Annotated in this window: 18 protein-coding genes and 1 riboswitch; of the genes, 5 read left to right on the top strand and 13 right to left on the bottom strand. The window is 40.6% G+C overall.

Annotation, left to right across the window (positions count from 1 at the left end):
• Window positions 1–131: 131 nt before the first annotated feature.
• Both HWV01_RS19280 and HWV01_RS19285 read right to left on the bottom strand, forming a co-directional pair.
• On the bottom strand, window positions 132–1,940 hold the full coding sequence (locus HWV01_RS19280) for a long-chain fatty acid--CoA ligase (protein ID WP_211673066.1): 1,809 nt from the start codon (window positions 1,938–1,940) through the stop codon (window positions 132–134).
• Between the two features lie 201 nt (window positions 1,941–2,141).
• On the bottom strand, window positions 2,142–2,291 hold the full coding sequence (locus HWV01_RS19285; protein WP_067048546.1) for a 2-isopropylmalate synthase: 150 nt from the start codon (window positions 2,289–2,291) through the stop codon (window positions 2,142–2,144).
• Between the two features lie 244 nt (window positions 2,292–2,535).
• Here HWV01_RS19285 and leuA point away from each other — a divergent pair, with 244 nt between their 5' ends.
• On the top strand, window positions 2,536–4,107 hold the full coding sequence (gene leuA / locus HWV01_RS19290; RefSeq protein WP_211673067.1) for a 2-isopropylmalate synthase: 1,572 nt from the start codon (window positions 2,536–2,538) through the stop codon (window positions 4,105–4,107).
• A gap of 15 nt (window positions 4,108–4,122) precedes the next feature.
• Complete coding sequence (gene leuB / locus HWV01_RS19295) at window positions 4,123–5,220, top strand: 3-isopropylmalate dehydrogenase (protein ID WP_211673068.1); 1,098 nt, start codon at window positions 4,123–4,125, stop codon at window positions 5,218–5,220.
• Between the two features lie 188 nt (window positions 5,221–5,408).
• Here the strand turns inward: leuB and HWV01_RS19300 are convergent, their stop codons facing one another.
• Window positions 5,409–5,699, bottom strand: a complete 291-nt coding sequence (locus tag HWV01_RS19300; RefSeq protein WP_211673069.1) for a PilZ domain-containing protein — start codon at window positions 5,697–5,699, stop codon at window positions 5,409–5,411.
• A 563-nt stretch (window positions 5,700–6,262) separates the two neighbouring features.
• Window positions 6,263–6,377, top strand: a riboswitch (TPP riboswitch).
• A gap of 38 nt (window positions 6,378–6,415) precedes the next feature.
• Here HWV01_RS19300 and thiB point away from each other — a divergent pair.
• From thiB to thiQ, 3 genes are read left to right on the top strand one after another with little or no spacing between them, the layout of a single operon-like run.
• Window positions 6,416–7,429 (top strand): thiamine ABC transporter substrate binding subunit, encoded by a 1,014-nt coding sequence (thiB, locus tag HWV01_RS19305; RefSeq protein WP_211673070.1) that lies wholly within the window; start codon window positions 6,416–6,418, stop codon window positions 7,427–7,429.
• A 35-nt stretch (window positions 7,430–7,464) separates the two neighbouring features.
• A complete protein-coding gene (gene thiP, locus HWV01_RS19310; protein WP_211673071.1) occupies window positions 7,465–9,069 on the top strand; it encodes a thiamine/thiamine pyrophosphate ABC transporter permease in 1,605 nt (534 codons plus the stop codon).
• Window positions 9,062–9,832, top strand: a complete 771-nt coding sequence (thiQ, locus tag HWV01_RS19315) for a thiamine ABC transporter ATP-binding protein (protein ID WP_249185383.1) — start codon at window positions 9,062–9,064, stop codon at window positions 9,830–9,832. The genes thiP and thiQ overlap by 8 nt, the downstream gene beginning before the upstream one ends.
• Before the next feature lie 4 nt (window positions 9,833–9,836).
• Here thiQ and HWV01_RS19320 read toward each other — a convergent pair whose 3' ends face one another.
• The 10 genes from HWV01_RS19320 to HWV01_RS19365 form a co-directional block, all read right to left on the bottom strand.
• A complete protein-coding gene (locus tag HWV01_RS19320) occupies window positions 9,837–10,100 on the bottom strand; it encodes a YihD family protein (RefSeq protein WP_211673072.1) in 264 nt (87 codons plus the stop codon).
• A 174-nt stretch (window positions 10,101–10,274) separates the two neighbouring features.
• A complete protein-coding gene (locus HWV01_RS19325) occupies window positions 10,275–11,702 on the bottom strand; it encodes an alpha/beta fold hydrolase (RefSeq protein ID WP_211673073.1) in 1,428 nt (475 codons plus the stop codon).
• Window positions 11,703–12,122: 420 nt separating this feature from the next.
• A complete protein-coding gene (locus HWV01_RS19330; RefSeq protein ID WP_211673074.1) occupies window positions 12,123–13,007 on the bottom strand; it encodes a metal ABC transporter solute-binding protein, Zn/Mn family in 885 nt (294 codons plus the stop codon).
• A gap of 6 nt (window positions 13,008–13,013) precedes the next feature.
• Window positions 13,014–13,889, bottom strand: coding sequence for a metal ABC transporter permease (locus HWV01_RS19335; RefSeq protein ID WP_067048585.1), 876 nt, complete (start codon window positions 13,887–13,889; stop codon window positions 13,014–13,016).
• Window positions 13,889–14,641 carry a metal ABC transporter ATP-binding protein gene (locus HWV01_RS19340; protein WP_211673075.1) on the bottom strand — a complete coding sequence of 251 codons (753 nt, stop codon included), beginning with the start codon at window positions 14,639–14,641 and terminating at the stop codon, window positions 13,889–13,891. The genes HWV01_RS19335 and HWV01_RS19340 overlap by 1 nt, the downstream gene beginning before the upstream one ends.
• Before the next feature lie 2 nt (window positions 14,642–14,643).
• Window positions 14,644–15,654 carry a metal ABC transporter solute-binding protein, Zn/Mn family gene (locus tag HWV01_RS19345; protein WP_249185384.1) on the bottom strand — a complete coding sequence of 337 codons (1,011 nt, stop codon included), beginning with the start codon at window positions 15,652–15,654 and terminating at the stop codon, window positions 14,644–14,646.
• 31 nt (window positions 15,655–15,685) lie between these two features.
• Complete coding sequence (locus HWV01_RS19350) at window positions 15,686–16,297, bottom strand: DUF6162 family protein (protein WP_211673076.1); 612 nt, start codon at window positions 16,295–16,297, stop codon at window positions 15,686–15,688.
• Complete coding sequence (locus tag HWV01_RS19355) at window positions 16,294–16,623, bottom strand: hypothetical protein (protein ID WP_211673077.1); 330 nt, start codon at window positions 16,621–16,623, stop codon at window positions 16,294–16,296. The genes HWV01_RS19350 and HWV01_RS19355 overlap by 4 nt, the downstream gene beginning before the upstream one ends.
• Window positions 16,624–16,797: 174 nt before the next feature.
• Complete coding sequence (locus HWV01_RS19360; RefSeq protein ID WP_211673078.1) at window positions 16,798–17,634, bottom strand: DUF4198 domain-containing protein; 837 nt, start codon at window positions 17,632–17,634, stop codon at window positions 16,798–16,800.
• Window positions 17,635–17,652: 18 nt separating this feature from the next.
• Window positions 17,653–18,186 carry a DUF2271 domain-containing protein gene (locus tag HWV01_RS19365; RefSeq protein WP_211673079.1) on the bottom strand — a complete coding sequence of 178 codons (534 nt, stop codon included), beginning with the start codon at window positions 18,184–18,186 and terminating at the stop codon, window positions 17,653–17,655.
• Between the last annotated feature and the right edge of the window lie 6 nt (window positions 18,187–18,192).

An 18,192-nucleotide genomic window follows, 5' to 3' on the forward strand; every position in this document is an offset into this window, starting at 1 on the left:
GGCTTAGCAAGAAATAGTCGAAAGAGTTAGAGCAATAAATATTACTCAGTAATAAATGTGAGCCAAAATAGTACTCCCGTTGTGAGCAACTAAAAATGTACAACGGGATTTAGCATGAGAAATGTAAACACTTAAGGCTTTACATTTTTTCCTTTTTTAACAGTGCTATACATACTTTCAATCAAACTACTATAACGCTCCTGAATAACTTTACGTTTTAATTTAAGTGTTGGTGTTAGCTCCCCCTTTTCATTAGTAAAAGGTGACGCCATCAACTTAAATTTCTTCACTTGCTCAAACTTAGCCAGCTCTTTCTGCATCTCTTTAACACGTTCATCAAGTAACTCGACAATCTTGGTATGCTTGAGTAATTCAACATAGGATTCATATTTCAAATTAAGCGTTTTAGCGTGCTCTTCAATCGCTTCTTGGGCAGGTACAATCAACGCAGATGCATATTTTCTTGCATCAGCAAATACGGCCACTTGCTCAATGAACCGGTCACGACCTAACGTACCTTCAATTAACTGAGGGGCGATATATTTACCGCATTCAGTTTTCATTAAGTCTTTCAAACGGTCTGTAATATATAAGTAGCCATTTTCATCAATAGCGCCTGCATCACCTGTTTTTAACCATTCGCCATCAAATGTTTTTGCTGTTTCTTCTGGTTTATTAAAGTAACCGCGCATTACCGTCGGACTTTTTATCAAAATTTCATTTTCATGACCCAATTTCACTTCAATGCCTGGTAAAATCGACCCGATAGAGCCTAATTTAAAGTCTTTGGAATAACAGCTCACTGTAGCAACCGTTTCTGTCATTCCATAACCGTATTTAAGATGAATACCGATTGCTTGGAAGAATAAATTAACTTCATCATCAAGTTTTGCCCCTGAACAAGGGAAGAAACGTACCTTACCACCAAATACTGCGCGTAATTTAGTGAATACTAATTTATCGGCAATTGCATGCTGTAATTTCAATAACGGTGATACAAACGTACCCGCTTGTTGTGCTGCAAAGCGCTTCTTACCAATAACCACAGCCCAATGAAATAATTTTTTACGTGCAGCGGGGGCATTTTCAACTTTATTCATCATCGTAGTATGAATTTTTTCATACAAACGAGGTACCGCACACATCACTGTAGGCTGGGTATCCGTTAAGCCTTTTTGGATTCTAGCTGGATCTTTAAGATACGTATTTTCAGCTCCCCAGAATAATGCGTTAAACGTCCAAATACGTTCAAACACATGACTTAACGGTAAGAATGCCAATGAAATATCATCTTCTTCTAAACGTGTTTCCGGCTCATTAACTGCCAACGCAGCTTGAATGTTGGCATAATCAAGCATCACACCTTTCGGCTCACCAGTGGTACCTGATGTATAAATTAACGTAACAAGATCATCGTTTTTTGCATTCTCAATACGATGATCTAATGCTATGGATGATGAACTACCAGGGGTGAACGCCAGCATGTCGGCATAGGCAACCACGCGGGGATCATCGGGTAAAGTGACAGTTGAAGAAAAAACAATAAGCGACTGCAGAGATTCACACTTATCCAGTAATGGTAGCGCAAGCTTTAACTCGGCCTTATCGCCAATAAACATACAAGTCATCTTAGCGTCATTAATAATGTATTCTGCTTGTGATGACGTACTACTTGGATAAAGTGGTACAGAAACAGCGCGACACTGTTGTAAAGCTAGATCTGCAATTGTCCATTCAGGTAAATTATTTGACCAAATACCAACGTTATCCTGAACTTTAAGTCCACGGTTAAGCAAGTTATTTGCAAGTCCTTCAATACGCTCGCCCATCTGCTTCCAGCTAATGCGATCCCAGCCTGTTTTAGTTTTACTTTTCAGGGCAGTTTTATCTTGATACTTCTCAATCCTTGCAAGGATCTGATTTACGAAATGCTGACTCATGTCTATTTCTCATGTTAATTCGGGCGCAAACGAACTCGGCTTACAGTTGTAAGCCCGAGAGGGTAGCTTGTAAAATGTCATTTGTAAAATAAATGAATATTTTATATCCTATTTAGCACTAAAAAATCCAACAATAGCGTCATTTTAATTAAAATCGGCTCATATCGCCGAAATTTATAACATTTTCTGCCATAAATATACCTAATGACTCGCTAGATGTGACCAGCTATCTAATGGTTCGTCACTCGCTCTTTCCACTAAGGAAATATCGATCCCCATATCCGTTAACTCTTTTAGTGTTAGGTCATCTGCAAGCTCAACCATCTCACCTTGTTCATTTTTAAATAACATATCCCACCTCATGATCAAAAACCTATTTTAAGTGTGGCATAGATCAAGAAAAGGTCTAATATTCCTACTTCATAAAGGTGAAGCCTCAGAGGCCAGCCTGTATATAAATTAATTGACAAAAAACGGCCAAGCCTGTAAAGATTAAGACATAAAATTAATTTATATATAGATGGCTATTTATCGCAACCTAATAATACGCGGCGCAGAAATACTCTTTTATATAACGGCAATTGAAGGATTCATAATGTCAAACCAGGTTATTATTTTTGATACGACCTTAAGGGATGGAGAGCAAGCATTATCAGCGAGCTTAACCGTAAAAGAAAAATTACAAATAGCCTTTGCACTTGAACGTTTAGGTGTTGATGTAATGGAAGTTGGTTTTCCAATTTCATCACCTGGTGATTTTGAGTCCGTGCAGACGATCGCACGTAATATTAAAAACAGCCGTGTTTGTGCCCTCTCTCGTGCATTAGAAAAAGACATTGATGCTGCTGGCCAAGCGCTTTCTGTTGCGAAAGACTTTCGTATTCATACCTTCATTTCAACATCTGATATTCATGTAAAAAGCAAACTAAAACGTAGTTTTGATGATGTGCTAGAAATGGGTCGCCACGCCATTAAACATGCGCGTCGCTACACCGATGACGTAGAGTTTTCTTGCGAAGATGCAGGCCGAACCCCTATCGATAACCTATGTCGAATGGTTGAAGAAGCGATTAAAGCTGGTGCAACGACGATTAATATCCCCGATACTGTTGGTTATACTGTGCCATCGCAATTCGGCGGCATCATAACTAATTTATTCAATCGAGTCCCGAATATTGATCAAGCTGTGATCTCGGTACATTGTCACGATGATTTGGGTCTCTCTGTAGCGAACTCAATTGCAGCGGTTGAACAAGGCGCACGTCAAATCGAGTGCACGGTCAATGGTATTGGTGAACGAGCAGGTAACTGTTCATTAGAAGAAATTGCAATGATCTTGCAAACACGCCGAGATTTATTAGGTAAGACCACCAATATTAACCCGCAAGAAATTTACCGTACCAGCCAATTAGTCAGTCAACTCTGCAACATGCCAGTACAGGCTAATAAAGCAATTGTTGGTGCCAATGCATTTTCTCACTCATCAGGTATTCACCAAGATGGCGTGTTAAAAGCAAAAAATACCTATGAGATTATTACCCCAGAAAGCATTGGTCTAACGCAAAACAAGTTGAACCTAACCTCTCGTTCAGGTCGTCATGTGATCAAACATCGTATGGCAGAGCTTGGCTATACCGACAATGATTATAATCTTGATGAACTGTACGAAAGCTTTTTGCAACTGGCAGATAAAAAAGGCCAAGTATTCGATTATGATCTTGAAGCGTTAATCTTCTTTAATAATTTGCACGAAGATGAAGAACACTTTAAATTAGATTATCTTAGTGTTCAGTCCGGTTCTGGTGTGAAAGCAACCGCTACGATTAGCTTGATCTCACAACAAGAAACAACGGATAAGTCTTGTACAAATACTGAAGCTGCGATTGGTAATGGTCCGGTTGACGCAGTTTATAAATGTTTAAGCCGTATTTCAGGTTTCGATATCGATATCGCCGATTACCACATTACCGCAAAGGGTGAAGGTAAAGATGCACTGGGTCAAGTCGATATTGTAGCAACCTATGAAGGCCGTAAATTCCACGGCATCGGTTTAGCCACAGATATCATTGAATCTTCGGCACTGGCTTATATCCACGTAATGAATAATATCCATCGCTCAAACGCGGTAGAACAACAGAAACTAAAAAAAACAAAATCAATAATATAGAGAAGGCGGCTAAGGATGACTGTAACAAAACACAATATTGCTGTATTACCAGGTGACGGTATCGGTCCAGAAGTAATGGAGGAAGCAATTAAAGTACTTGCTGCTGTGCAAAGTAAGTTTAATTTAGAACTAACGTATGATTTTAATGACGTTGGTGGGATTGCTATCGATAACCACGGCACCCCATTACCAGCAAGCACACTCACAGCGTGTGAAAATTCAGATGCTATCTTATTCGGCTCTGTCGGTGGTCCAAAATGGGAAGGATTACCACCACAAGAGCAACCAGAACGTGGTGCACTATTACCATTACGTGGTCACTTCAAACTATTTTGTAATCTACGCCCAGCAAAAATTTATGCAGGTCTAGAAAAATTCTCGCCGCTACGCGCAGATATTTCAAATAATGGTTTTGACGTAGTTGTAGTACGTGAATTAACTGGCGGCATCTACTTTGGTCTACCAAAAGGTAACAAAGGCGAAGGCGCCGATGAAACTGGTTTTGATACTATGTTATATAGCCGTGCGGAAGTTGAACGTATTGCTCGTATCGCATTTGAAGCCGCTAAATTACGTGGCAATAAAGTAACCTCTGTAGATAAAGCCAACGTATTAGCAACATCTGTTCTGTGGCGTAAAGTGGTACTTGAAGTTGCACAAGATTACCCAGAAGTCGAACTAGAGCATATCTATGTCGATAACGCAGCGATGCAGTTGATCAAAGATCCATCGCAATTTGATGTACTGCTTTGTGGCAACTTATTCGGTGATATCATCTCGGACGAATGTGCAATGATCACAGGGTCTATGGGCATGTTACCGTCAGCAAGTATGAACGATTCTGACTTTGGTCTGTATGAGCCAGCAGGCGGTTCTGCACCCGATATCGCAGGTAAAGGGATTGCGAATCCAATCGCACAAATCTTATCTGCAGCAATGATGTTACGTTACTCACTAAAACAAGAAGAAGCAGCACAAGCTATCGAGCAAGCGGTTTCATTTGTATTAGAAGAAGGTTATGCGACAGGCGATCTGCACAGTGATGCGAATACTAAACCAGTACAGAACACGGCACAAATGGGTGACTTAATTGCCGCTAAAGTTAGTGCTTAATATTTAATATTTAATATTTAATATTTAATATTTAATATAGTAGCTCAAATTAGTCATAAACATTATACTTTTTTTATAAGGTAAATGGTTATAACGAACAAGGCCGATAGTGATAGTCACCATCGGCCTTTTTATTGGATTATCATGTTATCTGGCTTTATTTATAACTCAAATATAAATAAAGATGACTAAGTCAAACTGGTAAATTCAACACCTATTTGATAAACATCTCCGTCACTATCAACCCGTGTTACCTTCGCTTCAGCCTGTAGAGGCGGAACACGTGAATCGCCAGTCGGTAGAAAAATACTGACGCTATCATTTAATGAAAAATAGCTTTCAGGTACATCTAACGACATTCCACTGGCGCTTAAATCACGACAGATAGCGGTAACATTCTTTTCTTTATCCGTTACCTGAACCGGTGAGTCGATTAGCATCCGGTGATAACTACGTCGTTCCAAGTTAGCTTTTAGCACATCAATATCCCTCTTATTGCTATAGTTTATAAATGTTCTCAAGTTATAAATAATCCAAAACTATGAATTTTTTTGTCTTGTTTTCAGTATAGTCATCATTTATTAACTCGGCGTTATATAACAACAATAATGCGATCAAAGTAACTATTTGATTATAAAAGTCAGCTAGCAGTCCAACATGCCTTTATCGACAATAAAGTCGATGATCTGCTGCAAGCCAATTTCCTTTTTCATATTAGTAAATACATACGGCTTATCACCTACACCCAAGAACCTCATACGCACTCAAAGAAGTGAGCGACCACAAATTCTGGCATGACTTCCCAATGTTTAGAACGACTGCGTATAAGACGAACCAATGCGGATTTAAAATCAGTTAAATTATCAGGTTCATTGATCGGTATAAGGGTGTTGTTCAAGTATTTGGGTAGAATCTGTATTTATACGCAATAATGATTTACATCACCGCCCTAAAGGACAGTGTTTTTCGTCAAAGATGATAAAATATAAGCCAATATAATTATTGTCTCTGGCTCTTTAACCTAAATAAAAATACAATGTGCGTTCACTCATCGGGGTGCTACCAGACTTTTCATTGAAAAAGTCATTGTGGCTGAGATAACACCCGTATTAACTTGAACCAGATAATGCTGGCATAGGAATGAGATTCGACCAATTGAGTCATAAGTTCTATGCTTCACATTCTAGGAGAACACGTGAAGCACACGATCAAAAAACTAGCACTTTGCACAGCCCTGCTATTACCTTCGCTATCATTACAAATAGCTCACGCAGCTGAAAAGCCAGTATTAAATGTTTATACCTACGATTCATTTGCATCCGATTGGGGCCCAGGTCCAAAAGTAAAATCCGCATTTGAAGCGGAATGTAATTGCGAACTGAACTTAGTCGCATTAGAAGACGGTGTTAGCATTCTTAATCGTGTTAAACTGGAAGGTAAATACACCAAAGCAGATGTATTATTAGGCTTAGACAACAACCTGATGGCTGAAGCAGAAAAAACCAAACTGCTTGCACCACATCAACAAGATACCAGCACATTATCACTGCCAAACGAATGGACGAATAAGTACTTTATTCCATTCGACTATGGTCACTTTGCATTTATCTACGACAGTGAGAAACTGACCAACCCACCAGCGAGTTTAGCTGAATTAGTGAAACGTAAAGATCTGAGCATTATCTATCAAGATCCACGTACCAGCACACCAGGTCTTGGCTTTATGTTATGGGTAAAAGCTGTTTATGGTGATAAAGCACCACAAGCATGGCAACAACTAGCTGCTAAAACGGTAACAATTACGAAAGGCTGGAGCCAAGCTTACGGCATGTTCTTAAAAGGCGAAGCAGACATGGTATTAAGCTATACAACGTCACCGGCATACCACATGGTTGCAGAGAAAGAATTCAAATATAAAGCCGCTGAATTCAGTGAAGGTCATTATCAACAGACTGAAGTGGTTGCCCGTCTAAAAGATGCCCCGAATCCTGAGTTAGCCGATAAATTCATGGCATTTGTACTCACTCCAGCGTTCCAAGATGTGATTGCAACAGGTAACTGGATGCTACCAGCGAAACAAGCGGCGGCACTACCAAGTGAGTTCGACCAATTAATTACGCCAGCAAAAACCTTAGAGTTCACACCAGAAGAAGTAGCTCAATCCCGTAAATCTTGGGTGAAGGAATGGCGTAATGCTGTTACGCAATAATTAGTCCATAATTAGTAAACAATTAATCAAAAACTATGATCACGAATTCGCATAAATACTGGTGGTGTAGCGCAGTGCTCGCCATCAGCATCATTTTACTTCTGGTGGGTGGTAGCTTTACTGCCCTACTTAATTTTTCACAAGCGGAATTAGACTTTCGCAGCGTCCTTACAGACTCGTATACCCAGCATGTTATTAGCTTTAGTTTATACCAAGCCGCCTTATCAACCTGCTTGAGTATTGGTTTGGCAATCCCGTTAGCACGCGCGTTCTCACGTCGAGAGTTCGCAGGTAAACAGATGATTATCAAACTGTTTAACTTATCACTGGTACTGCCTATTATCATTGCCATTTTTGGCATTATTGCTGTGCACGGTAAAAGCGGTTGGGTTAATCAACTACTCGGGCTTTTTAACATAGAAACAGGCCATTATATTTATGGCTTAATCGGTATTCTTCTTGCTCATTTATTTTTTAATGTACCGTTAGCCACGCGTATTTTACTACAAACATTAGACTCGATCCCCAGTGAATCTTGGCGTTTAGCCAGTCAACTCAATTTACAATCTCGGCATATCTTTATCACCTTAGAATGGCCAAAGATAAAACAACAATTACCCTCGTTAATCAGTCTTATTTTCATGCTGTGCTTTACGAGTTTCGCGATTGTGATGTCACTCGGTGGTGGTCCTGACTATGCCACTTTAGAAGTGGCTATCTACCAAGCGTTAAAATTTGAGTTTGATATCGAGCAAGCTGTAGCCTTGGCGCTCATTCAAGTCGCGATCACCGTGGCGTTAATGGTCTTTAGCGCGGTATTTTTAAAGTCACAACCTATGTCTGCGCCATCAGGAAATTATTTTCGTCGCCCCGATTGCCACACGCTAAGCAGTAAAGTCTGTGATGCGATAAGCTTTATCTTAGCCAGCTGTCTGTTAGCCCCCCCAATGTTGGCTATTTTTAGCAGTGGTATCAACAGCGGCACTCTCACCGTTCTTAGCGACCCTATGTTGTGGCAAGCCACAGGTATCTCACTACAAATAGCCCTGAGCTCGGGCTTATTAAGTTTGTTACTTGCCTGCTCGATTTTATTCTCGACGCGCATATTAAAAGTGCGCTTTAAGCTAATGGCATTCGCGTATGGCATCGAAAATATTGGTGCGATTATTTTAGTAGTACCCGCTCTAGTACTCGGTACGGGCTTGTTCTTATTATTACGCCCCTATGTCGATGTATTTAGCATTGCCGCTTGGTTGGTGATCCTCGTCAATGCGCTGATGTCACTACCTTACTTACTCCGTGTATTGAACCAACCTATCCAAGATAGCTTTGCTGCATATGACAAACTGGCGGTTAGCTTAGGCTTATCACGCCTGCAACGTTTACGTATTATCGAATGGCCATTATTACGTAAACCGATCGCGATGGGATTAGGACTGGCGTGTGTATTGTCACTGGGTGATTTAAGTGTGATTGCATTATTTGGTAGTCAAGATATGCAAACCTTGCCTTTGATGCTCTATCGTCAGTTAGGCAGCTACCAACTCGATGCAGCCGCTGTTACTGCTATTTTCTTATTAACCCTTTGCGGTGTTATTTTCTATCTGTTCGAACGTATTATTGGAGGCAAAAATGCCTAAGACCACTCACCTAAGTAACGCTAATACAAATGTATTATTACAGGTCGATAATGTTTTATTGCAAGTAAACAATATTACCTTTGCTTATGAACAAATGCCGATGCACTTTGATTTAACGGTTAATCGAGGCGAAACCTTAGCGATACTCGGCGCAAGTGGTTCAGGTAAATCGACTCTGCTAAACCTTATTGCCGGTTTTAATCAGCCTTTGTCTGGAGATATCCGTTTTCAACAAAACTCGATATTAACAAAAGCACCTGCCCAGCGACCGATAACCACGTTATTTCAAGAGCATAATTTGTTTAACCATTTAACCGTTAAACAAAATATTGCCATTGGTTTAGCACCAAGCATGAAGTTAAATACCGCGCAACAAACCGCGCTTTCAACCGCGGCACAGCAAGTGGAAATAACAGAGTTACTTGATCGCCTACCTGCAGATTTAAGTGGTGGTCAACGTCAACGTGTTGGTATTGCCCGCTGTCTTGCCCGCAAACAGCCGTTATTACTGTTAGATGAGCCTTTTAGCGCGCTCGACCCTGCATTACGTCAAGAAATGTTACGCTTGATTACCAAGCTGAATAAAGAACATGGCATTACCGTTTTAATGGTCACCCACAACCCAGATGATGCCCTACAGATAGCCGACAATATTGTTTTTGTAGTAAATGGGCAGGTAGCCCTGCATGCACCTGCGGCTATCTTAGCCGATCAAGATGCGCCAGAAATGTTGAAACGTTATTTGGGGACGCTGAATAAGTAATAGCCTACAAAAAACCGCGGGCTTTAAGTAATGCTGCTTTAAAATCATCTTCATGATCTTTGGCTAAACCAGGGATCATTTCATTCTTCTCGCTGTTGCGCATTTTTAAGTGATAGATAAGCGCATCATCACTCAACTCAGCTAATTTCCCTTCAAATTTCATCTCTTCAGCCAGGGTCGATAGCAATTGCAGTAGGTTTACATCTGGTGTTTTCTGCCATTCAGGCTGTAATAATTCAATAATTTCATTTAAGCGGTGATATTTCATTTTATTATCCTTACATAAATAAAGGTTATTATACTTACTATAAGGTGTAAGTTAAGATAAATTAATTGCAAATTATCGCTAACAAATAGATACAGGTCAGCCTCTTGAATTCTACAATATATTCAAGAGGCTAGCTTCAGGGGTTAATAACAGCACTTAAAAAATAATGTATTTTTATTGCTTCATTGCGACAGAATCTAATAAAAAGTGAATCACTTTTTTATCAGCTTCCGGATTAAGGTTGAACGAGAATACTAAACAATTCTCTATTTTTTTATTGATAGTTAATAGTTCAGCTGATTGCTCAAATGAGTTGTACATCTTTTTACTCCATTTATAAGGAGTGACAGGATCATTTTTTGCGGCCACAATCATTACACTGTTTGGCATCAGCTTCGTCCCTGTTTCTTCTATTTTTAGAATTGGATCCGTTTTTGCTGACCAACCTTGACAAAGGCTCGCATTATTTTGATAAACAGTTTGCCCAAAAACAGCTGACTTATTTATAAATTTATTTTCTGAACGTTCTTTTTTTATGTGCTCATCTGTACATACGACTGCACGATGAACCGCATCGTATTGAAACTTCCACTCTTCTTGTTCGGTTTTTGCTTTTTTCTGTAGCTCATCGATAACATTCCAAAATTCAGCACCCTTATCATTATCTAAAAGCTGAAATAATGGTTTTTTAACAAGCGCCCACTTTTTATCAACATCTACCGAACGAGCAGCATCAAGCAAGGTGATAAAATGTTTTTTTTCAAGGACTGCACCATCAGCAGTACTGAAAAAATCTTTATGTTCAAATCTAGACATCATCCAATCAAGCTCTCTCATATCGCCAGATACATCACGATTCTCGCGATCTAGTCGGATACGTAAAGCCTTATCAAAGCTTGCTAAACTTGAATAATAAAGCTCATTTACGTTAGTTAATGCAGGATTCATTGCTGAATCTAAAACGAAAGATCGAACATGTTCAGGGTACATATCCGCATAAACCGCGCCTAAGCGAGTTCCATATGAGTAACCAATGTAGCTAATTTTATCTTCATCCAATGCAATACGAAGGGACTCAAGATCTTTTGCTGTGGTATTTGTCCCCATATAAGGGGCAATAGATTGAAATGTTTTATCACATCCCTCGCTTGATAATGCACAGTCAGCGATCTCTTCAGCAAATGTACTACCACCTGTACCACGAGGATCAAAGCCTACAACATCAAAGTATTCATTCACTTTATTATACCCAACTTTCGGGTATGCTTGGTTCCAACGCGCAAGGTCGTTTACCATCTCCATTGCTTCTAACGAACCCGGTACACCCGGACCACCAAAATTAAATATTAAAGACCCGATGCGTTCAGCTTCATTTTTAGCTGGTGTTACTGTGTAAAATAGATTCACAGTATCTTCAGGATTATTGTTGGTTAAACTGTAATCCTTAGGAACAGTCAAATAGTAGCACTGCGTATTTAATGACGAACCTTCCGGACATTCAACTTCCTCACTAATTGGTGAATAATCTGAAGATGCAAATACTTGTGGGGAGAAAGCAAGCCCCAGTAAAAGTTGAGAGAGGATAAACTTTACCTTGTTCATTTTATTTCCTTATTTTGTAATGACATGCCAAGTGGAACGCGTCATTTATAACACTTTAAAAGAAATAGTAATGTAAACAAACTTAACGCTACTTAAGGGGTAGTTAAATGATTTATTATATAAAGACAGGATCAACTACACACGAAGGTATTCTGATTACGCCTTAGAAAGAAGTTTATTTTCGATGTCGGAGAAATTTTAGAGTTAAAGTTATAAGTCCTATAACTTTAACTCTAAAAACCCTATAAAAAACTACTAGATAATTGTTTATTATATAAATATTAAGTGTAAGGGAGATGCTCGAAGTGTAAGTTTAAGCTAGAAATGTAAAATTATAACTAAACAGGCTTACATCCTATATAACCTAAATTACACAGGATGTTTTATTTTGTAGCCTGTAAGTATCAACCTAAAATCAAGTTAAAGTGTTAGCTGCCAGCGTTGTAATGGCTTATCAGCGTTAATGCCACGGCCCCAACGATCGATACTGTCAATCGTTAAGATACGAGCCGGATTAGGCACTAAGGTTTTTAACTGCTTGCTAGCTCTTTTCGAGGTCAGAACCCATAAGCTATCATCCTCAGTTAATAGCTTAACAAGCTGCTGCTTATCTGCTGCTGACCATTCCAATTCTGGTTTGGTTAAACGTTCAACTACAAACAATTGATTGCCCGACGCAAAGTCTTCTAACTCACTCGACAGCAACACAACAGAATCAATCTCATTGTCTAATAACATGGTCTGCTGCTGGTTAATTAAGTGACGCACCGACATCATCAAGGCTTGCTGGTTACTCGCAATCGTCGCAGCTTGCTGTGGCCATACTTGTTGTAGATCTTGACTCACAATCGCCGTCATACGGGTTAAATTAGTCGGGTTAAGCCAAGTATAAGGCGAAATACTACCGTCTTCTAAACGCAGCGCCGCAACACCTTGCGCACGAGGGGAAATAGCTTGTGATGCATCCACTTCAATCATACGAATGTTGCCTTTACGTGCGTGTACGAATAATGGATCTTGCGGCCATACAGCACCAAGGGTGATACTCACTTGTGCATCAATGGCTGCTTTCTCTGTTAACGTCGCACCTTTCGAACTAAACCAGTTAGGTAAACGCGATATACCATAACGTTTTGGTGGTAAATATTGTGTGGTAATAGCCGTGCCTTTAGTTAGCTCTGTTGCGAGCATATAAGTCACAGGTGTCGCGGTCAGAATATCTGCGGCACTCACCTTTTGGCTAAAACTAAGCGTTGAAGTGAGCAGTAGCACAGCCGCACTGATGGTGAATAATGAAGAAGTCATAATCGGTTATCCCTTACGAACAATGCGGTAACAAGTGGCAGTTAAGAAGAAGCTCGTCGATACAATAATGATCGCCGCGCCAGAAGGAATGGGTAGTTTTAATTCCATTGGTAAGATCGTGCCTAGCAGGCAGCTGATCGTCGCTAGCAATGCAGACATAAGCACAAAGCTACCCATGTTTTTCGTTAATAACCGTGCTGTTGCACCTGGGATTAATAGCAGTGCCCCCACTAATACCGCACCGACAATTTTTACCGAAGCAATCGTAACGAGCGTGATCATCATAACAAATAAATAGTCGTAAAAATTAGTCGCATAACCACGTACTTTAGCAATATCAGGGCTGATACAGGTTAATAAAATACGATTAAAGGTCGGTATCAATACCAATAAAATAACACCGCAGGTCACCGCTAAGATAAGCAAATCATAATCTGTGATCGTTAAGACCGAACCAAACAACACATTCTCTAACATATGGATATTAATCTTACGTGCCACATACATCAGTAATGCTGCACCAACTGCTAATGCAAATGCCAGAAACACCCCAACCAAGGTATCGTATGGTACATTAGTACGGTTACGCACAAAGTGCAGTAGCAAGGCGAAGATCATACAAAAACTAAATAAGCCGATGATCGGATTCTCAGCGGGCTCACCTAATAATACGCCTAAGGCAATACCTGTTAACGCTGCATGACCAACCGCTTCTGAAAAGAAAGCTAAGCGTTTGGCGATCACTAACGTACCTAAACCACCTAGTAGTGGCCCCAGTAATAACGCGGCAACCACCGCATTCACCATAAACGAATAAGAGAAGCTCTCACTCAACCAACCAGCATCCACACCCAGTTGGGCCCAATGACGGATCGTATCCATTATTTAACTCCTTGAGCGCGGTCTATTACTGAACGACTATCAGTCACATTACCACCAGTGTAATGATTGAATAATCGTTCAATTTTATCTGCTCGTAACACATCAGACACGGGGCCAGAATCAACTAAATGACGATTAACCACATGCACTTGACCATCTAAACGGCGCACAGCACTGACATCATGATGTACTGCTAAGATAGTTTTATTTTCACGAACTAATTCATGAATTAATGACTCAAGGTAACGTACGCCTTGTTCATCCATCCCCGTTGTTGGTTCATCAAGTACCAGTAGATCAGGGTTATCTAATAGTGACTGCGCAAATAGCACACGCTGCTGTTCTCCACCCGATAACTGTCCCATACGACGGTCGGTACGGTTAGCCATACCCACACGATCGAGTTGTGCCAGTGCATCATCTTGATCTTTTTTACGCTTACGCCAAAACAGTGGATTACGACTTTGATTTAACAAAATAAAATCCATCACCGTAAAGGGTAAACTAGACTCAAACGTAGCCTTTTGCGGCACATAACCAATATTGCCTTTATGCTCAGGCCACTGAATATCAATATTCCCAGTGAAAGGGGTTAACCCTAAAATAGAGCGTAATAATGATGTTTTACCACCACCATTTGGCCCCATGATCACATGGCATTGACCCGCTTCTAAATAATGTGAAATGTCTTCTAAAATGACATTATCACCGTATTTCAAACCGACATTTTGTAAACGAATTGCAGGTCCCACAATTAACTTCCTTGCTGCTTGTTGATAGAGGCATGAGTTGTTGAAGGAGCGATTACAGCTGTATCAGCAAGTGAGTGCTTTGCTGCAAACTTCATAGCTTCAACTAAGGTATCTAAGTTACTTTTCATTTCAACAGCCACTTTGCTCTCTTCATACGCACCATGTGTCATGTGTGAGAAACGGTAAAGTTGCACACCAGTGGCCGCCTCAATCGTTTCCACATAGCGGCTTGGCATATTTAATTCGTAGAACAGCACATCGATCTTCGACGCGCGGATCTTTTCGATCGTTTCTTGCAACTGACTCGCACTCGGCTCAACACCGTGTGCAGGTTCTATCACCGCCGCTACGTCAACACCGAATTCTTGCAGAATATAACCATAAGCATTGTGCGTAGTCGCCACCAGCATACCGGATGTATCTAAGTCACCCAGCGTGAGCATAGCTTGACGTTTCATTTTGCGGAATTCGGTTGCGTATTTACGCGCATTTTTACGGTAAGTACGTGCGTTATCAGGATCGATCTTAGACAGCTCTGTTGCTATGGTGTAAACCTTCTGGATCGTCGTTGATAAACCAACAAATGTATGTGGATTTACCGCACCGTCACCGACAGATTGACCAATAGCAGGTAATAACGGCACGTCTTTATTGGCTTCAATCACAATCAGATCATCACGGTTTGCGGCTTTAATGACTTTTAAGGCAAAGTCATCATGACCAATACCATTCACCACGATCACATCCATCTGTTTAAGACGACGTAAATCATTCGGCTGTGGTTGGTAATTATGGGGATTAAACCCTTCATCAACCAAAGGTAATACGTCCGCTTTATCACCAACAACTGCTTTCACATAGCTGTAATAAGGCTGTAAGGTAATACCGATTGTTAATTTATCAGCGGCTTGTAATGCTCCGCTCACGAGCAATACCGCTGTAGTAGCGACGGCTGCGATTAGACTTTTTAGGCTTGTATTGATGCTATTTTTCATTATGCTTTTTTTCATCATGGCTATTCTCATTGTCGACACACGTCACGCCTTAGTGGCGGTCTTTATCCGTATGCTCTGTATTGTCTGAATCGTTATCATCAGCAAACACCACTTGTTTCCAACCTGCATTAATAAGATCTTCTGTATTAAGCGCGTTTTCTGTCATCGGTGCAGGAGTTGGTATATCTAATGCTAGCCACACTTCTGGTCGTGTATCTTGGCTATTTAATAACACCGCAACACTGCCCGTTGTCAGCGCAGGAATGCCTTGATATAAAGCTGGCGCTACTTTACGCCAGTCATGCTTACCTTTACGTTCCCAGCTTTTATCAATAATAAATGGCGCTAACCATAGCTCTTTTAGTTCAGCCATATCAGGCCAAATATCGACACCTTCAAATTCGACACTTTCTAGCTCAAGACTGTCTTGATGAATATTGCGGATCTCTTCGTGCGCTAAGCGCAGTTCCGCGATCATAGCCAATTCAACAGACGGTAAATCTTTAATCGAGATCTGATGGCTCGCAAGTACTCTCTGGCTCGACGCAGTTTGGTGGTAAGGTAAAAGTAATGCCGCTATCGCTAAGATTAAAATGATTAATAACGCCACCCACTTACCTTCACGACCACCGTCATCGGCATGGACTGATTGACTGATCATTTTTCGCTTATCTCAACAACATCGACTTCAACTGGGTTTTCATGGCCCGCATCGAATACTAAGTAGAAGTCAGTATCCGGTTTATTAAATTCTACAATTGAACGCTTGTCAGTCACGGCTTTAGCAATCAGGTTGTCATCGTAGTCATACATATTTACAGCGTAATCAATCGCAGTACTGGCATCACTGTAACCCGCTTCACAAGCCACTTTGTCAGACTCGAACCAGCAGATCATTAGTGGAAAATGGGCACTTGCCGTCCCAGAAAATAAACCCGTCATCAATGAAAGCGCTAATAGCGCCGATTTGATTGGCATTTTTGTCATGAAGACCTCAACAATTAACTATGGACTATGAATAAATAACTAATAATTAATTAAGTAATAGCTAATCGATAAATAAGTAAGTAAGTAAAAGCCTGTAATCAGATTGCGTCTAATTACAGGCCATAATATAAATAATTCAGAACCACACAGGACTGACTTAGTCGTCGTTAAAAACTACTGTAATAGTGCTTCAAAGGTGAAATGCACGTTCACACTAGCTTTATCCGCCATCGGATCATTTTTCAATTCACCTTTGTAGTTGGCTTTCATCAGATAACGACCCGCAACATTTGGCGTGAATTTAACGTTACCGTCCTTGTCACTCACCACATTAATTTGCTCTTGGTGGTTACGGTATAACGTACCTTCACGGGTAATATCAGCAACAACACCGGCTTGAGGTTCACCGTTAAAGAAGAATTGGAAGCTTACTTCTTCACCTTCAACAATGTCTGATGGATGAGTCAGTGGACGCATTTCTAGGTATTTACCTTCGATTTCTAATGCCTTTTCTGTTGGCATTCCAACCGTTACATAGCTTTCTGCGCGGGTATAACTTAATTGTGTACTTACATCGCGTGCTTTTTCAGGGATTATATTCGCGCGCTCTGCTTTATTTGCTTTAGCATATTTAACAGTATCGCGACGGCCGACTTTATAATAGGTGTAGTAAGACGGTACATTGTTAATCGCTACCTTGTGCGTACCTTCTTCTTCAAAGTAGAAGTCAAAGATAGAACGTCGTTTACCGCGGATCACAAAGTTAGGGCGCTCTTTACGACCGTCAGGCATGGTCACTTGTGCAAATTCACTGCCCGCAGGTTTATCAAATACAAAAGTACCGTGTGATGCCGTTACATCAAATGTTAACCAATCGCCACCTTCTTTCGATACAGTGAAGTGTGATGGTAATAGCCAACGTGGATGTGCGTTTGCCGTTGTTGTTGCCGCTAGTCCCGCAATAACCGCACAGGCTAGACCTAACGCTTTCAATTTTTTTACTCTAGTCATTAATCTTTACTCGCTCTATTATTTAATTAGGTAGTTGATACGGATATCACCGGTTTCTTCTGTCGGATCAATAGTGTGACTAAACGGTTTGTCATCTAAAGTCATTTTTTGGCGGATATAATTACGACCACCGTGTTCACGCACCACTTCAACATAAAATGTATAATTGCCCGCTTCAACGCGGTTACCATCACTATCTAAGCCATCCCAAGTGAAACGATAATCACCAGCAGGACGTGTTGCTGATGTTACGCCGTCAACTAAAGCACGATCATAACGTCCGACTTTTCGCCACCAGCTGCGTAAATCTTTTAACCATTCATCTTTACCCACCCATAGCTCAACAGTACGCACTGATTTACGCTTTGAGTTTTCGATCCATATCGCCACATAAGGGCGGGCATACATAGTGGTATCAATCTTAGGCAGACTAAATTCAACATCGAGTGTGGCAGTGGCCGGAATTGGCGCGGCCGAGGCAAAATAAGCCGGTAATAACAGACAACTTAATAGTGCAACGCACTGACTAAGACGCTTAAATAACAAAGTCATACAAGA

The organism is Moritella sp. 5 (genome assembly GCF_018219455.1).
Taxonomy (GTDB): Bacteria; Pseudomonadota; Gammaproteobacteria; order Enterobacterales; family Moritellaceae; genus Moritella.

Bases quoted from the DNA above. Each gene is read 5' to 3' on its own strand.
- HWV01_RS19325 (WP_211673073.1), bottom strand. From the start codon at position 11,702: ATGAACAAGGTAAAGTTTATCCTCTCTCAACTTTTACTGGGGCTTGCT.
- HWV01_RS19345 (WP_249185384.1), bottom strand. From the start codon at position 15,654: ATGATGAAAAAAAGCATAATGAAAAATAGCATCAATACAAGCCTAAAA.
- leuA (WP_211673067.1), top strand. From the start codon at position 2,536: ATGTCAAACCAGGTTATTATTTTTGATACGACCTTAAGGGATGGAGAG.
- HWV01_RS19365 (WP_211673079.1), bottom strand. From the start codon at position 18,186: ATGACTTTGTTATTTAAGCGTCTTAGTCAGTGCGTTGCACTATTAAGT.
- HWV01_RS19355 (WP_211673077.1), bottom strand. From the start codon at position 16,623: ATGACAAAAATGCCAATCAAATCGGCGCTATTAGCGCTTTCATTGATG.
- thiQ (WP_249185383.1), top strand. From the start codon at position 9,062: ATGCCTAAGACCACTCACCTAAGTAACGCTAATACAAATGTATTATTA.
- leuB (WP_211673068.1), top strand. From the start codon at position 4,123: ATGACTGTAACAAAACACAATATTGCTGTATTACCAGGTGACGGTATC.
- HWV01_RS19350 (WP_211673076.1), bottom strand. From the start codon at position 16,297: ATGATCAGTCAATCAGTCCATGCCGATGACGGTGGTCGTGAAGGTAAG.
- HWV01_RS19335 (WP_067048585.1), bottom strand. From the start codon at position 13,889: ATGGATACGATCCGTCATTGGGCCCAACTGGGTGTGGATGCTGGTTGG.
- HWV01_RS19320 (WP_211673072.1), bottom strand. From the start codon at position 10,100: ATGAAATATCACCGCTTAAATGAAATTATTGAATTATTACAGCCTGAA.
- HWV01_RS19285 (WP_067048546.1), bottom strand. From the start codon at position 2,291: ATGTTATTTAAAAATGAACAAGGTGAGATGGTTGAGCTTGCAGATGAC.
- HWV01_RS19360 (WP_211673078.1), bottom strand. From the start codon at position 17,634: ATGACTAGAGTAAAAAAATTGAAAGCGTTAGGTCTAGCCTGTGCGGTT.
- thiP (WP_211673071.1), top strand. From the start codon at position 7,465: ATGATCACGAATTCGCATAAATACTGGTGGTGTAGCGCAGTGCTCGCC.
- HWV01_RS19330 (WP_211673074.1), bottom strand. From the start codon at position 13,007: ATGACTTCTTCATTATTCACCATCAGTGCGGCTGTGCTACTGCTCACT.
- HWV01_RS19280 (WP_211673066.1), bottom strand. From the start codon at position 1,940: ATGAGTCAGCATTTCGTAAATCAGATCCTTGCAAGGATTGAGAAGTAT.